Here is a 14,634-nt window from a genome sequence, read left to right on the forward strand (position 1 = left end):
CCCGCAGGCACCGTCAGCCAATCTGGTTATCCACAGGCCATGTGGACGACGGCCCCGATGCTGTGGAGAACTCCGTAAAACCTGTGCACGAGCCGGTGGACAGGCCTGTGAACAAGCACTCAGCCCGTTTTCCACACCAGCCCTGACCTGCACGTATCCCATCCACCGGCTGTGCAGAAGAAAAACTTTCCGACTCGGGCCAAGATCGATGCGAATGGCGTGCAACGGCAGGTCGCACGAGTTTGCCAGTAAGGGTTGCTGCACAGTTGCATCTCTTACCTGTGGAAGATTAGATTGATGTGCATGACACAGGCTCCACAGGCCCCCAAGGCCACTCGGCGACGGCATGACCGAGAGATCGTCGCGCTGGCCGTACCGGCCTTCGGCGCGCTCATCGCCGAGCCTCTTTTTCTCATGGCCGACACCGCCATCGTCGGCCATCTCGGCACCGCTCAACTCGCCGGCCTCGGAGTCGCCTCCGCTCTTCTCACCACGGCCGTCAGCATCTTCGTCTTCCTCGCGTACGCCACCACGGCCGCTGTCGCCCGACGGGTCGGGGCGGGCGACCTTCCGGCGGCCATCCGCCAGGGGATGGACGGCATCTGGCTCGCCACGCTGCTCGGGATCGCTGTCATCGCCGTCTTCGTGCCCACGGCACCCGCCCTGGTGGAACTCTTCGGGACCTCGGACACCGCCGCGCCCTACGCCGTCACGTATCTGCGCATCTCGGCGCTCGGCATCCCCGCGATGCTCGTCGTCCTCGCCGCCACCGGTGTGCTGCGGGGTCTGCAGGACACCAGGACACCGCTCTACGTCGCCATCGCCGGCTTCATCGCCAACGCGGTCCTGAACGCGGGCCTCGTCTACGGCGCGGACCTCGGCATCGCCGGATCCGCCTGGGGCACCGTCATCGCCCAGTTCGGGATGGCCGCCGCCTACCTCTTCGTGGTGGTCCGCGGTGCGCGCAAGCACGGGGCTTCCCTGCGGCCCGACGCCGCCGGGATACGCGCCTGCGCCCAGGCCGGTGCGCCGCTGCTTGTCCGCACCCTCTCCCTGCGAGCGGTTCTGATGATCGCCACCGCCGTCGCCGCTCGGCTCGGAGACGCCGACATCGCGGCCCACCAGATCATCCTGTCCCTGTGGAGCCTGCTCGCCTTCGCACTCGACGCCATCGCCATCGCGGGCCAGGCCATCATCGGCCGCTATCTCGGTGCGGGCGACACCCAGGGAGCCCGTGAGGCCTGCCGACGCATGGTCGAGTGGGGCATCGCCGTCGGAGTCGTACTCGGCGGCCTGGTCATCGCCTGCCGCCCCCTGTTCCTCCCGCTGTTCACCAGCGACTCCGCCGTCCATGACATCGCGCTGCCCGCTCTGCTCATGGTGGCGCTCTCCCAGCCGATCTGCGGCATCGTTTATGTCCTGGACGGCGTACTGATGGGCGCGGGGGACGGCCCCTACCTCGCGCGGGCCATGCTGCTGGTCCTGGCGGTCTTCGCTCCGGTGGCGCTGCTCATTCCCACCCTCGGTGGCGGTCTCACCGCCGTCTGGGGAGCGATGACCCTCATGATGACCGTCCGCATGCTGACCCTCTGGCTGCGCACCCGCTCGGGCCGCTGGATCGTCACAGGCGCCACGCGCTGACTGTTTCACGTGAAACGGAGGAACCCGTGCTGCACGTGAAATAGAAGTGCCCATGTTTCACGTGAAACCAGCCGCCGCCGTTTCACGTGAAACAACCCGCGCATCAACACGGAAACCCGGAGCCCGCCCAGTCGGCGTCGGCGTCGGCGTCGGCGTCGGCGTCGGCGTCGGCCAAATGCGAACAGCAAGAAGGGCCGCACCCACGCGGGGTGCGGCCCTTCTCTCAGCTCTGCTGAGCGCAGCGATCAGGCTGCGACAACCTCGATGTTGACCTTGGCGGCCACCTCGGGGTGCAGACGCACGGACGTCTCGTGAGCGCCCAGCGTCTTGATCGGCGAGCCCAGCTCGATGCGGCGCTTGTCGACCTCGGGGCCACCGGACGCCTTGATCGCCGAGGCGACGTCGGCCGGGGTGACGGAGCCGAAGAGACGGCCGGCGTCGCCGGAGCGGACGGCCAGGCGGACCTTGACGCCCTCAAGGCGCGCCTTGATCTCGTTGGCCTGCTCGATCGTCGCGATCTCGTGGATCTTGCGAGCACGACGGATCTGCTCGACGTCCTTCTCGCCGCCCTTGGTCCAGCGGATGGCAAAGTTCCGCGGGATCAGGTAGTTGCGAGCGTAGCCGTCCTTGACGTCGACGACGTCGCCCGCGGCACCGAGGCCGGAGACCTCGTGGGTGAGGATGATCTTCATGTTTCGGTCACCCTTCCCTTATCGCGCGGTGGAGGTGTAGGGCAGCAGCGCCATCTCACGGCTGTTCTTCACTGCCGTGGCGACGTCACGCTGGTGCTGAGTGCAGTTGCCGGTCACGCGGCGGGCACGGATCTTGCCGCGGTCGGAAATGAACTTCCGCAGCATGTTCGTGTCCTTGTAGTCCACGTACGTGACCTTGTCCTTGCAGAATGCGCAGACCTTTTTCTTGGGCTTGCGCACAGGCGGCTTCGCCATGTGTGTCTCTCCTGTTTGATCAAGAAGTGTGGGTACGGCCCACCCTCTTCGGCCCTGGGCCTAGAAGGGGGGCTCGTCCGAGTAGCCGCCGCCGGAACCGCCGGAACCGCCGGAGCCGCCGGAGTTTCCACCCCAGCCACCACCGCCGCCACCGCCGCCCTGGTTGCCACCGCCCGCAGGAGCGCCGGTCGCCCAGGGGTCGTCGGCGGGAGCACCGCCGCCGCCCTGCTGCTGGCCGCCACCGGAGTTTCCACTCCAGCCGCCGCCACCGCCGCCGCCGCCCTGCTGGCCGCCGCCCCCGAAGCCGCCGCCGCCACCCTGGCCGCCACCACGACCACCAGGGGCCTTGGCGACCTTGGCGGTGGCGTAGCGCAGCGAGGGGCCGATCTCGTCGACCTCAAGCTCCACGACTGTCCGCTTCTCGCCCTGCTGCGTCTCGTACGAACGCTGCCGCAGTCGTCCCTGAGCGACGACGCGCATACCGCGCGTCAGCGATTCGGCGACGTGTTCCGCGGCCTGACGCCAGATCGACGCACGGAGGAACAGCGCGTCGCCGTCCTTCCACTCGTTGGTCTGACGGTCGAACGTCCGAGGCGTCGACGCGATCGTGAAGTTCGCGACGGCCGCGCCGGACGGCGTGAAGCGCAGCTCGGGATCGTCGGTCAGGTTTCCGACGACGGTGATGACGGTCTCGCCTGCCATGGAGGAACCTCTCGGCGGTTTTGCTGCGGGTGTGCTGCTACTCGGATCTCAAGCACCGCTGAACGGGGAAGTTCAGTGGGTCTCGGGACGGAGGACCTTGGTCCGGAGGACCGACTCGTTCAGGTTCATCTGGCGGTCGAGCTCCTTGACGACCGCAGGCTCGGCCTGCAGGTCGATGACCGAGTAGATGCCCTCGGGCTTCTTCTTGATCTCGTACGCGAGACGACGACGGCCCCAGGTGTCGACCTTCTCGACCTTTCCGTTCGCCTCACGGACGACGGAGAGGAAGTTCTCGATCAGCGGCGAGACAGCACGCTCTTCGAGATCGGGGTCGAGGATGACCATGACTTCGTAGTGACGCATGTGTAACCCACCTCCTTTGGACTCAGCGGCCACGGTCGTTCCGTGGCAGGAGGGTTGTGATGCGTTCGCAACGGTATCGGCGGCCACGGACAATCGGACCGCCGATCAGCGAACTGAGCGAGGGACCGTGCCATGGCCTGGGCAGACACCGGTGCAGACGCTACAGACTACCCGCTCACCGGCCTCCGGTTGAAATCAGGGCCGGGTGACCGTCAGTCTGTACTCATCGGGTGTGTATGGCGCTACGATGCGCCACCTTCCGCAGGAGGTGCCAGATGGCACAGACGTTGCGACCCAACACCGCCGGCTCTCTCTTCGCCACCGACCACAAGCCCCATCCGCTCCAGCACGCGCTGCTCGCCGTGACGGCGGTCCTCGGCGTGACGGCCTTCGTCACCGCGATGTTCCACAACCTGCATCTGCTCAGTTCCTGGGCGGGGCTGATCGGCATCATCACCGGCGCGTACGGACAGTTCGTCTCCGAGACCACCCGGGAGCGGTTCGCGCTGATCCTGGGTCTGGGTGCCTCGGCCGTCGGTTTCCTCCTCGGCATGGCGCACGGCGGCCTCTTCGGCGGCGTCATCGGCTGACGGCGTCCCGGACCACGTCTCGGGGCCCCGGCCGCACACCGGTCGGGGCCCGGGACCCATACGGCCAGACGGGGCGCTCGCAGGGCGCAGTAGGCTTCGGCGCGAGAGCCGGAGCCCCTGTACCCATGGGGACACACCAGCCGAGGAGCGCCCCGAATGAGCCTGACCCTGAGGACCATCAGCCGCGAGCAGCATCTGGCGTACATCCAGAGCCTGCCCGCGGCCAGCCACATGCAGGTCCCCGCCTGGGCAGATGTCAAGGCGGAGTGGCGCTCCGAGAGCCTCGGATGGTTCGACGACAGGTCCGGTGAGATCGTCGGTGCCGGCCTGGTGCTGTACCGCCAGCTGCCCAAGATCAAGCGCTATCTCGCCTATCTGCCCGAGGGCCCGGTCATCAACTGGTTCGCGCCGAATCTGACCGAGTGGCTGGATCCGATGCTCGCGCACCTCAAGCAGCAGGGCGCCTTCTCCGTGAAGATGGGCCCGCCGGTGATCATCCGGCGCTGGGAGGCCACGTCGATCAAGCGGGGCATCCAGGACCCGGACGTGAAGCGCCTGCGCGACATCGAGGCCGACTTCATCGAGCCGCGCGCCTTCGAGGTGGCCGACAAGCTGCGGCGTATGGGCTGGCAGCAGGGCGAGGACGGCGGGGCCGGCTTCGGCGACGTACAGCCCCGCTACGTCTACCAGGTGCCGCTGGCGAACCGGTCACTGGAGGACGTCCACAAGGGCTTCAACCAGCTGTGGCGGCGCAACATCAAGAAGGCCGAGAAGGCCGGCGTCGAGGTCGTCCAGGGCGGTTACCAGGATCTGGAGGAGTGGCAGCGCCTCTACGAGATCACGGCTCTGCGCGACCATTTCCGGCCCCGGCCGCTCTCGTACTTCCAGCGCATGTGGACGGCCCTCAACACCGAGGACCCCAACCGCATGCGGCTCTACTTCGCCCGGCACGAGGGTGTGAACCTGTCGGCCGCGACGATGCTGGTCGTCGGGGGGCACGTCTGGTACTCCTACGGCGCCTCCGACAACATCGGCCGCGAGGTCCGGCCCTCGAACGCGATGCAGTGGCGGATGCTGCGCGACGCCTACGCGCTCGGCGCCACCGTCTACGACCTGCGCGGCATCTCCGACTCGCTGGACGAGACCGATCACCTCTTCGGCCTCATCCAGTTCAAGGTGGGTACGGGCGGGCAGGCGGCCGAATACCTCGGGGAGTGGGACTTCCCCCTCAACAAACTGCTCCACAAGGCGCTCGACATCTACATGTCGCGCCGCTGACGCACCAGAATTCGTCTTCGTACCTCCGACTCATCCTGCTCCACCGCTGCCACGAGAAAGGTTCCAGGTCCGGCCATGGCGCTCACGCTCTACGTCGACACCGCACGCTGGCGGGCGCACCACAAGCACGTGTCCGAGCAGTTCCCGGGACTCGTCCCCGTCTGCAAGGGCAACGGCTACGGCTTCGGCCACGAGCGGCTGGCCGACGAGGCCACCCGCATGGGCTCGGACGTCCTGGCCGTCGGCACGACCTACGAGGCGGCGCGGATCAAGGACTGGTTTGGCGGCGACCTTCTGGTGCTGACGCCGTTCAGGCGGGGCGAGGAGCCCGTACCGCTGCCCGACCGTGTCATCCGGTCCGTCTCGTCCGTCGACGGGGTCTACGGCCTCGTGGGCGCCCGTGTCGTCATCGAGGTCATGTCCTCCATGAAGCGGCACGGGGTGAGCGAGCGGGACCTGCCCCAGCTGCACGCCGCCATCGAGAACGTGCGCCTGGAGGGTTTCGCCATCCACCTGCCCCTGGACCGTACCGACGGCTCGGACGCCGTCGAGGAGGTCATCGGCTGGATGGACCGGCTGCGCGCGGCACGGCTGCCGCTGCACACGATGTTCGTCAGCCATCTCAAGGCCGACGAGCTCGCCCGGCTGCGGCAGCAGTTCCCGCAGACCCGTTTCCGGGCCCGTATCGGCACGCGGCTGTGGCTGGGGGACCATGACGCGACCGAGTACCGCGGAGCCGTCCTGGACGTCTCGCCGGTCGCCAAGGGTGACCGTTTCGGCTACCGGCAGCAGAAGGTCGCCTCGGACGGCTGGCTGGTGGTCGTGGCGGGCGGTACGTCGCACGGGGTGGGCCTGGAGGCCCCCAAGGCCCTGCACGGCGTCATGCCCCGTGCCAAGGGCGTCGCCCGGGCCGGCCTCGCCACGGTCAACCGGAACCTCTCGCCGTTCGTCTGGGGCGGCAAGCAGCGGTGGTTCGCGGAGCCCCCGCACATGCAGGTCTCGATCCTCTTCGTGCCCTCGGACGCGCCCGAGCCGAAGGTCGGCGAGGAACTGGTGGCCCATCTGCGGCACACCACCACGCAGTTCGACCGCGTCGTCGAGCGCTGACCGCGCGGCGCGCCCCGCGCCGGGCCCGCACACGGGCGAAAGGCCGTACACGGACTCCGTGTACGGCCTTTCGTGTGCCTGCCCCTGTGGCCCTGTTCGCTCAGAGCGAACCGGGATCCCTCCCTGCGTTGCCCTCGCCGCCGCCCCACTCCACGTGGGGGCCGTCGAAGTGCGCCGCGTGGCGGGGCGGACGGGCCGCGGAACCGAGGACGAAGGCGTCCTGGGCGCCGTCCAGCACTCCGCCCGACGGATCGTCGTCCCCGGAGCGGCGCACCACGTCCCGCTCGGGCATGAGGATGTCGCGCACGATCACGGCGCACAGGAACAGCGTCCCCAGGAGATGGACGGCGATGGCCAGCTGGTAGCCCTCCTGGGGCAGTCCCTTGTGGGCGTCGCCGCTGGTCGTGTAGGCGAGGTACATCCAGATCCCGAGGAAGTACGCGACCTCGCACGCCTGCCAGATCAGGAAGTCCCGCCACTTCGGGCGGGCCAGTACCGCGAGGGGAACCAGCCACAGTACGTACTGCGGCGAATAGACCTTGTTGGTGAGGATGAAGGCCGCGACGATCAGGAACGCCAGCTGGGCGAAGCGCGGCCGGCGCGGAGCCCCCAGCGTGAGAGCCGCGACGCCCGCGCTGGACAGCAGCATCAGTACCGAAGCCCACATGTTGACGGCGTCGGTGTCGAGCGGCGTGTCACCGCGCTGGGACAGGATCAGCCAGAAGGAGCCGAAGTCGACTCCTCGTTCCTGGCTGAACGTGTAGAACTTCGACCAGCCCTCGGGCGCCAGGAGCATGACCGGAAGGTTCACGACCAGCCAGGAGCCGGCGGCGCCGAGCAGGGCGGTGCCGAACGCGCGCCACCTGCCCGCCCGCCAGCAGAGCACGAACAGGGGTCCCAGCAGCAGCACGGGATACAGCTTGGCGGCCGTGGCGAGCCCCAGGAGGACCCCGAAGGCGAGCGGACGGCTCCGGGACCACATCAGCATCGCCGCGGCCGTCAGAGCGACTGCCAGGAGGTCCCAGTTGATGGTGGCGGTCAGTGCGAAGGCGGGCGCCAGAGCGACCAGCAGGCCGTCCCAGGGACGCCGCCGGTGGGTGCGGGCCACGCAGACGGCGATGACGGCCGTGCAGGCCATCAGCATCGCGGCGTTGACCATCCAGTAGACCTGCTCCTGCTCCTGGATGCTTCCGCTGCCCGGCGTGAGCCAGGAGGCGACCTCCATGAACACGCCGGTGAGCACCGGGTATTCGAGGTACTCCATGTCGCCTTCGAGCTTGTCGAAGTACGGCACGAGCCCGTCGGCGAAGCCCCGCCCCTGGTAGAGGTGCGGAATGTCCGAATAGCAGGCGTGCGTGTACTGGGAGCTGGCCCCGAAGAACCAGGCACCGTCGTAGCAGGGCAGTTTCTGCACCATGCCGAGGGCGAACATGCCGATCGCGACGAGTGCGACGACCCGGACGGGAGTCCACCAGGACACCCCCGTCAGCGCGCGCCGCCCCAGGGGGCCGCCGAACAGTTCACTGCCGGTCGCCGCGACCGGGTCCTCCTTGGTCGGCGGCACCAGATCTGGCTCGTGCACGCTCGCGCGCGTGGTCTCTGCACTGGGCATGCCGCACATCCTGCCGTACGTGCCCTGGAAGACGCCGAGGGCGGGCGGGTTCGGGCCCGGCAGGAGCTCGGCGGGGCGCCGAACCTCCCACAAAAAGCGAGTGGCCGCCGACCGGAGCCGGCGACCACGTCGCGTCGAAGGAATGTCCGCCCGCTAGCCCGAGGTCCCCTGGAACAGGCCTCCGTTGCCGTTGCCTCTGCTGTTCCCGCCGTTCTCCTCCGTGGACTCGGAGCTCGTGGGACTCGCGCCGCCGTCCGTACCGCCGGTGTCGGTCTCACCGGTGCTGGCCCCGCCGTCGTCCTCGCACCCGAAGCCGAAGGCGCCGCAGGACTCACTCGTGGTGGGGCTCGGAGGCTGTTCGCTCTTCGTCGGTGTGGGATCCGGCGACTCGGTCTCTTCCTCCTCCTCCGTCTCGGTGGGAGTGGGAGTGGGAGTCGGGACCACGACGTCGTTGACGACCTCGCCGATGGGCTCGGGCGTCGGGAACTGCTCGACCTTCGCGCCCTTGAGCGCCTGCTCCATGTAGTCGTGCCAGATCTCGGCCGGGAACGAGGCGCCGTGGATCTTGTCCTGGCCACCCGTTCCGTACATCTCCAGGAACTCGCGCTTCTTGTTGGACTCGTCGTCGTCCAGGCGGTACATGGAGATCGCGGTGGAGAGCTGCGGGGTGTAGCCGACGAACCAGGCGGACTTGTTGCCGTCGGTCGTACCGGTCTTGCCCGCCACCGGCCGGTTGCTCAGCTTCGCCGCGGTACCGGTGCCCTCGTCGACGACGGTCTTGAGGACGTCGGTGACGTTGTCGGCGACCTGCGCCGTGAAGGCCTGCTTCGCCTTGGCGGAGTTCTCGTGCGTGAAGACCGTTCCGTCCTTGTCGGTGATCTCGTCGACCGAGTACGGCTCGTTCTGCTTGCCGCTCGCCGCGAAGGTGGCGTACGCGCCGGCCATGCGGATCGCGCTCGGGTCGGAGGTGCCGATGGAGAAGGACGGGAAGTTGGCGCTGGCCAGGCTGCCTTCCTTGATGCCGGCGTCCACGGCGGACTCCCGCACCTTGTCCAGACCGACGTTCATGCCCAGCTGGACGTAGGCGGAGTTCGAGGAGACCCTCATCGCCTCACGCAGGTCGATCTGGAAGGTGGGCGGGTTGTACGACTCGTCGCCGTCGTTCCGCTGCAGCCATTCCTTCTCGTCCTTGTCCTTCCAGACCGTCCCGTCGTAGTCCTCGATCTTCAGCTTGTTCTTGCCGCTGTACAGGCTCTTCGGAGAGACCTTGATCCGCTCGTCCTGGGCCTGGGTCGGCTCCAGGTCGGGATCGCGCACGCCCCACTTCATGGCCGCCGCGAGGACGAACGGCTTGAAGGTCGAACCGACCTGGGCGCCCGTCTGGTCGGCGTTGTTGGTGAAGTGCTTGGTCGCGTCCACACCGCCGTAGATGGCCTTGATGGCACCGGTCGCCGGGTCCACCGAGGCTCCGCCGAACTGGACGTGCTTGTCCGTCTTCGGCCGTTCCTTCTCCTTGATGTTCTCCTTGCGGACCTTCTTCACCGCGGCTTCGAGCTGGCCGACCTTCTTCTTGTCGAAGGTCGTGTGGATCTCGTAGCCGCCGTCACGCAGCTGCTTCTCGGTGATCCCGGTCTTCTCGCTGTTGTTGACGATGTACGCCTTGGCGAGGTCGACCAGATAACCGACCTGACCGCCCAGCTGGGCGTTCGACCGGGGACTCTGCAGCTTCGGGAAGTCGGGGTACTTGGCGCGTACCGACTCCTCCAGGTGCCCGTCCTTGACCATCTCGCCGAGGATCCAGCGCCAGCGGATCTCCGCGCGCTCGCGGTTGGCCGCGGGGGTGGCCGACGGGTCGATCGACTCCGCACCCGCCGGGTCGTAGTACGTGGCGCCCTTGAGCACCGCCGCCAGGAAGGCGCACTGGCTCGGGTTGAGGTCCTCGGCGTCCTTGTCGAAGTACGTACGCGCGGCGGCCTGGATTCCGTAGGCACCGCGGCCGTAGTAAGCCGAGTTCAGATAGCCGGCCATGATGTCTTCTTTGTCGACGTTGGCGCCGACCTTGATCGAGACGAAGAGCTCCTTGAACTTACGGGAGATCGTCTGCGACTGGTCCTCCAGCATGGCGTTCTTCACGTACTGCTGGGTGATCGTGGAGCCGCCCTGGGTCTGACCGCCCTTGGCCATGTTGAACAGCGCCCGGCCGATACCCATGGGGTCGACGCCCCGGTCGTTCTCGAACGTCTTGTTCTCGGCCGAGATGACGGCGTAGCGCATCTCCTTGGGAATCCGGGAGTAGTCGATGATCTGCCGGTTCGTCTCACCACCGGTGGCGACCATCTGGGTGCCGTCGGCCCAGTAGTAGACGTTGTTCTGCGCCTCCGCCGTCTTGGCGACGTCCGGCAGGCCCACCAGCGCGTACGCGACTCCCGCGACCGCCATCATGCTGCCGAAGAAGCCGATGACCAGTCCCGTCACCAGCTTCCAGGACGGCACCCAGCGGGTCGCCCCGTACTTGCCCGCGCGCGGGTAGTCGATGATCCGCTTCTTCGGCGGTACGGACCCACGCCCCCGGCCACGGCCTCCCTGCCCCGCGCCGTCGGCCGCTCTGCGTCGACCGGCGCCGCCGCCGTTTCTCTGTGCCGCCCGCCGGGCCTCGGCGCGACTGGCGAACGGGCGTTCCTCACCCCCCGAGTCATATGAATCGGAAGGAGACTCGGTTGCGCCTCGCGGTGCCGCACGGCGGCCGGAGGACGAGCCGGTCTGGCCGCGTCGGGCCGCGGCCCGACCGCCACCTTGCGGCTGCGGCGATTTGCGACGGTGCTCGCTCATCGAACGATTACTCCTCGGGCAGGCGCACCTGAGCGCACCTGGAAACGGCAGCTGGTTTCCGGTCCCCCCGAAGTACGGATGCGGTCGTTTTTACATTCATCCGTACTGCACCGAGGACAAGGACGTCCCCAGGCGTCACTCGGTTCCCGGTGGTTTGCATGGCGGACAGACTACGCACCGTCAAAACCTGCCTAGCACCGAAGTTCACCCCAAAACAGGCAACTTGCTTCCTACGAATCGGTGATGTGACGCCGTTCACCGTGCCCCCTCTTGTCGCAGGCGGAGTACCGATCTATCGTTCTGATGTATCGAGTCGATACATCAGCTCGGCATAAAGACCGTCACGGCAGGGCCGCGGCAGAGAGGAGGCGACGATGAGCCGGCGTTCCGGGATCCTTGAGTTCGCCGTCCTCGGCCTTCTCCGCGAGTCCCCGATGCACGGCTATGAGCTGCGCAAACGTCTCAATACGTCACTGGGAGTGTTCCGTGCGTTCAGCTACGGGACGCTCTACCCCTGCCTCAAGACGCTGGTCACCAACGGCTGGTTGATCGAGGAGCCGGGGAACACCTCCGAGGACGCCCTCGCGGCGCCACTCGCAGGACGTCGCGCCAAGATCGTCTACCGGTTGACGGCCGAAGGTAAGGAACACTTCGAGGACCTTCTCTCGCAGACGGGTCCCGACGCGTACGAGGACGAGCATTTCGCCGCTCGTTTCGCCTTCTTCGGCCAGACGTCACGGGATGTACGGATGCGGGTCCTCGAAGGCCGCCGCAGCCGTCTCGAAGAGCGCCTGGAGAAGATGCGCGCCTCGCTGGCACGCACCCGGGAGCGACTCGACGACTACACGCTTGAGCTCCAGCGCCACGGAATGGAGTCCGTGGAGCGCGAAGTGCGCTGGCTGAACGAGCTCATCGAGAGCGAGCGGGCGGGCCGGGACCATCGGCGTCCCGGACCCGACGTCTCCGCTCAGCAGGACAACACATCTGGGGAGTCGGGCGGCCTGCCCCGGCCCGGGGGCACCCCCGGGCCGGATCCGTCCGACGACACTGCCACGTGAAGTCCGCCAAGGGCTTCACCGAGTACACACAGGGAGCAACCGGAATGGGTTCGGTTCGCGTAGCCATCGTCGGCGTGGGCAACTGCGCCGCCTCGCTGGTTCAGGGCGTCGAGTACTACAAGGACGCCGACCCGGCGTCCAAGGTGCCGGGCCTGATGCACGTCCAGTTCGGCGAATACCACGTCGGTGACGTCGAATTCGTCGCCGCCTTCGACGTCGACGCGAAGAAGGTCGGCCTCGACCTCTCGGACGCCATCGGCGCCAGCGAGAACAACACCATCAAGATCTGTGACGTCCCGAACAAGGGCATCACGGTCCAGCGCGGCCACACCCACGACGGGCTCGGCAAGTACTACCGCGAGACCATCGAGGAGTCCACGGAGACCCCGGTCGACGTCGTCCAGGTCCTCCGGGACAAGCAGGTGGACGTCCTCATCTGCTACCTGCCCGTCGGTTCCGAGGACGCGGCGAAGTTCTACGCCCAGTGCGCCATCGACGCCAAGGTCGCGTTCGTCAACGCTCTGCCGGTCTTCATCGCCGGCACCAAGGAGTGGGCGGACAAGTTCACCGAGGCGGGCGTCCCGATCGTCGGCGACGACATCAAGTCGCAGGTCGGCGCCACCATCACGCACCGCGTGATGGCGAAGCTGTTCGAGGACCGCGGTGTCCGTCTTGAGCGCACCATGCAGCTCAACGTCGGCGGCAACATGGACTTCAAGAACATGCTGGAGCGCGACCGCCTGGAGTCCAAGAAGATCTCGAAGACGCAGGCCGTCACCTCGCAGATCCCCGACCGTGACATGGGCGCGAAGAACGTCCACATCGGTCCCTCGGACTACGTGGCCTGGCTCGACGACCGCAAGTGGGCGTATGTCCGCCTTGAGGGCCGCGCCTTCGGTGACGTCCCGCTGAACCTGGAGTACAAGCTGGAGGTGTGGGACTCCCCGAACTCCGCTGGTGTCATCATCGACGCCCTGCGCGCCGCGAAGATCGCCAAGGACCGCGGCATCGGCGGCCCGATCCTCTCCGCGTCGAGCTACTTCATGAAGTCCCCGCCGGTCCAGTACTTCGACGACGAGGCCTACGCGAACGTCGAGAAGTTCATCAAGGGCGAGGTCGAGCGCTAAAAGCTCGCTCCACGCACGGCTGTTGAGGGTCCCCGGGGGCATCGCTCCGGGGGCCCTCTGCCTGTGCGAGGCTTTGACCCATGGCTGTCGTGAGTGACCTGCGCGTACTCCTGCGCTTCAGGAACTTCCGGCGTCTGCTCGCCGTCCGGCTGCTGTCGCAGGGCGCCGACGGTGTCTACCAGGTCGCGCTCGCCACCTACGTCGTCTTCTCGCCGGAGAAGCAGACCTCGGCCGCCGCGATCGCCTCCGCGATGGCGGTCCTGCTCCTCCCGTACTCCCTCGTCGGCCCCTTCGCGGGCGTCCTCCTGGACCGCTGGAGACGCCGCCAGGTCTTCCTGTACGGGAACCTGCTGCGGGCGCTCCTGGCGTCCCTTACGGCCGTTCTGATGCTCAGCGGTGTCCCGGACTGGCTCTTCTACGCCTCCGCGCTGTGCGTGACCGCCGTCAACCGGTTCGTGCTCGCGGGCCTGTCCGCCGCGCTGCCCCGCGTGGTCGACTCCGAGCGCCTGGTGATGGCCAACTCCCTGTCGCCCACGGCCGGCACACTCGCCGCGACCCTCGGCGGCGGCCTCGCCTTCGTCGTACGCCTCGTGGGCTCCGACTCCGACGCGGCGGTCGTCCTGGTGGGAGCGGCCCTGTACGTGTGCTCCGCGCTCGCCGCACTGCGACTGGCCCCGGATCTGCTGGGCCCCGAACGGCGGTCGGTGCGGCCCCGGCTGAGGACGGCCGTACTCGGCACGGCGCGCGGCCTGGTCGCGGGCGTGCGTCATCTGGCCGAGCCCGCGCGCCGCGAGGCCGCCTGGGCACTGGCCGCGATGACCCTGATGCGGTTCTGCTACGGCGCGCTGACGGTCATGGTACTGATGCTCTGCCGGTACGCCTGGTCGTCCGGCCCCGACGACGACGGGCTCGCCCTGCTCGGCCTGGCCGTGGGGATCTCCGGGGCGGGCTTCTTCGCCGCGGCCGTACTGACTCCGGCGGGCGCGAACCGGTTCGGACCCGGCGGCTGGATCATCGCCTGCGCGGCGTGTGCCGCGGTCCTGGAACCGGCCCTCGGCCTGTCGTTCACCGAAGTCCCCCTCCTGATCGCGGCCTTCGTCCTGGGACTCATCACCCAGGGCGCGAAGATCGCCACGGACACCGTCGTCCAGTCGTCCGTCGAGGACGGCTTCCGTGGCCGGATCTTCGCGGTGTACGACGTCCTGTTCAACGTCGCCTTCGTCGGCGCCGCAGGAGTAGCCGCCCTGATGCTGCCCTCTGACGGCCGATCCGTGGCGCTTGTGGTCACGGTGGCCGTTATCTACGGGGCGGTTGCTGCGGCTATGGCCCGCTTTGAGCACCAGTAAGTGTCACATCAAGGACACAGAGGCACTCCGGGCT

The 14,634-nt window shown here is 67.8% G+C and carries 13 protein-coding genes; 7 read left to right on the forward strand and 6 right to left on the reverse strand.

Annotated features, from left to right (window positions below):
• Positions 1 to 303 precede the first annotated feature (303 nt).
• Positions 304 to 1,641: an MATE family efflux transporter gene (locus K3769_RS22400; protein ID WP_267028154.1), complete on the forward strand. Its 1,338-nt coding sequence runs from the start codon at positions 304 to 306 to the stop codon at positions 1,639 to 1,641.
• Between the two features lie 245 nt (positions 1,642 to 1,886).
• Here K3769_RS22400 and rplI read toward each other — a convergent pair whose 3' ends face one another.
• The 4 genes from rplI to rpsF form a co-directional block, all read right to left on the reverse strand.
• Positions 1,887 to 2,333, reverse strand: coding sequence for a 50S ribosomal protein L9 (rplI, locus tag K3769_RS22405; RefSeq protein WP_217457141.1), 447 nt, complete (start codon positions 2,331 to 2,333; stop codon positions 1,887 to 1,889).
• 18 nt (positions 2,334 to 2,351) lie between these two features.
• A complete protein-coding gene (gene rpsR / locus K3769_RS22410; RefSeq protein ID WP_003949403.1) occupies positions 2,352 to 2,588 on the reverse strand; it encodes a 30S ribosomal protein S18 in 237 nt (78 codons plus the stop codon).
• A gap of 60 nt (positions 2,589 to 2,648) precedes the next feature.
• Positions 2,649 to 3,290 carry a single-stranded DNA-binding protein gene (locus tag K3769_RS22415; RefSeq protein ID WP_267028155.1) on the reverse strand — a complete coding sequence of 214 codons (642 nt, stop codon included), beginning with the start codon at positions 3,288 to 3,290 and terminating at the stop codon, positions 2,649 to 2,651.
• 72 nt (positions 3,291 to 3,362) lie between these two features.
• A complete protein-coding gene (gene rpsF / locus K3769_RS22420) occupies positions 3,363 to 3,653 on the reverse strand; it encodes a 30S ribosomal protein S6 (protein WP_028804085.1) in 291 nt (96 codons plus the stop codon).
• Between the two features lie 275 nt (positions 3,654 to 3,928).
• Here rpsF and K3769_RS22425 point away from each other — a divergent pair, with 275 nt between their 5' ends.
• From K3769_RS22425 to K3769_RS22435, 3 genes are all read left to right on the forward strand, one after another.
• The gene (locus tag K3769_RS22425) at positions 3,929 to 4,243 is read left to right on the forward strand and encodes a hypothetical protein (protein WP_267028156.1); all 315 of its coding nucleotides are present in this window, start codon (positions 3,929 to 3,931) and stop codon (positions 4,241 to 4,243) included.
• Between the two features lie 156 nt (positions 4,244 to 4,399).
• The gene (gene femX, locus K3769_RS22430; RefSeq protein WP_189771408.1) at positions 4,400 to 5,521 is read left to right on the forward strand and encodes a peptidoglycan bridge formation glycyltransferase FemX; all 1,122 of its coding nucleotides are present in this window, start codon (positions 4,400 to 4,402) and stop codon (positions 5,519 to 5,521) included.
• Positions 5,522 to 5,596: 75 nt separating this feature from the next.
• Positions 5,597 to 6,628 carry an alanine racemase gene (locus tag K3769_RS22435; RefSeq protein ID WP_267028157.1) on the forward strand — a complete coding sequence of 344 codons (1,032 nt, stop codon included), beginning with the start codon at positions 5,597 to 5,599 and terminating at the stop codon, positions 6,626 to 6,628.
• Between the two features lie 100 nt (positions 6,629 to 6,728).
• Here the strand turns inward: K3769_RS22435 and K3769_RS22440 are convergent, their stop codons facing one another.
• Both K3769_RS22440 and K3769_RS22445 read right to left on the reverse strand, forming a co-directional pair.
• Positions 6,729 to 8,249, reverse strand: a complete 1,521-nt coding sequence (locus K3769_RS22440; RefSeq protein ID WP_267031496.1) for a glycosyltransferase family 87 protein — start codon at positions 8,247 to 8,249, stop codon at positions 6,729 to 6,731.
• A gap of 144 nt (positions 8,250 to 8,393) precedes the next feature.
• Positions 8,394 to 11,069, reverse strand: coding sequence for a transglycosylase domain-containing protein (locus K3769_RS22445; RefSeq protein ID WP_267028158.1), 2,676 nt, complete (start codon positions 11,067 to 11,069; stop codon positions 8,394 to 8,396).
• Positions 11,070 to 11,443: 374 nt separating this feature from the next.
• Here K3769_RS22445 and K3769_RS22450 point away from each other — a divergent pair, with 374 nt between their 5' ends.
• The 3 genes from K3769_RS22450 (at position 11,444) to K3769_RS22460 (ending at position 14,600) form a co-directional block, all read left to right on the forward strand.
• Entirely contained in the window at positions 11,444 to 12,127 is a 684-nt protein-coding gene (locus tag K3769_RS22450; protein ID WP_267028159.1) for a PadR family transcriptional regulator, read from the forward strand.
• A 44-nt stretch (positions 12,128 to 12,171) separates the two neighbouring features.
• The gene (locus K3769_RS22455) at positions 12,172 to 13,254 is read left to right on the forward strand and encodes an inositol-3-phosphate synthase (RefSeq protein ID WP_267028160.1); all 1,083 of its coding nucleotides are present in this window, start codon (positions 12,172 to 12,174) and stop codon (positions 13,252 to 13,254) included.
• A gap of 80 nt (positions 13,255 to 13,334) precedes the next feature.
• Positions 13,335 to 14,600: an MFS transporter gene (locus K3769_RS22460; protein ID WP_267028161.1), complete on the forward strand. Its 1,266-nt coding sequence runs from the start codon at positions 13,335 to 13,337 to the stop codon at positions 14,598 to 14,600.
• The last annotated feature ends 34 nt before the right edge of the window (positions 14,601 to 14,634 follow it).

This window comes from Streptomyces ortus (genome assembly GCF_026341275.1).
Taxonomy (GTDB): Bacteria; Actinomycetota; Actinomycetes; order Streptomycetales; family Streptomycetaceae; genus Streptomyces; species Streptomyces ortus.

Bases quoted from the DNA above. Each gene is read 5' to 3' on its own strand.
- K3769_RS22400 (WP_267028154.1), top strand. From the start codon at position 304: ATGACACAGGCTCCACAGGCCCCCAAGGCCACTCGGCGACGGCATGAC.
- rplI (WP_217457141.1), bottom strand. From the start codon at position 2,333: ATGAAGATCATCCTCACCCACGAGGTCTCCGGCCTCGGTGCCGCGGGC.
- rpsR (WP_003949403.1), bottom strand. From the start codon at position 2,588: ATGGCGAAGCCGCCTGTGCGCAAGCCCAAGAAAAAGGTCTGCGCATTC.
- K3769_RS22415 (WP_267028155.1), bottom strand. From the start codon at position 3,290: ATGGCAGGCGAGACCGTCATCACCGTCGTCGGAAACCTGACCGACGAT.
- rpsF (WP_028804085.1), bottom strand. From the start codon at position 3,653: ATGCGTCACTACGAAGTCATGGTCATCCTCGACCCCGATCTCGAAGAG.
- K3769_RS22425 (WP_267028156.1), top strand. From the start codon at position 3,929: ATGGCACAGACGTTGCGACCCAACACCGCCGGCTCTCTCTTCGCCACC.
- femX (WP_189771408.1), top strand. From the start codon at position 4,400: ATGAGCCTGACCCTGAGGACCATCAGCCGCGAGCAGCATCTGGCGTAC.
- K3769_RS22435 (WP_267028157.1), top strand. From the start codon at position 5,597: ATGGCGCTCACGCTCTACGTCGACACCGCACGCTGGCGGGCGCACCAC.
- K3769_RS22440 (WP_267031496.1), bottom strand. From the start codon at position 8,249: ATGTGCGGCATGCCCAGTGCAGAGACCACGCGCGCGAGCGTGCACGAG.
- K3769_RS22445 (WP_267028158.1), bottom strand. From the start codon at position 11,069: ATGAGCGAGCACCGTCGCAAATCGCCGCAGCCGCAAGGTGGCGGTCGG.
- K3769_RS22450 (WP_267028159.1), top strand. From the start codon at position 11,444: ATGAGCCGGCGTTCCGGGATCCTTGAGTTCGCCGTCCTCGGCCTTCTC.
- K3769_RS22455 (WP_267028160.1), top strand. From the start codon at position 12,172: ATGGGTTCGGTTCGCGTAGCCATCGTCGGCGTGGGCAACTGCGCCGCC.
- K3769_RS22460 (WP_267028161.1), top strand. From the start codon at position 13,335: ATGGCTGTCGTGAGTGACCTGCGCGTACTCCTGCGCTTCAGGAACTTC.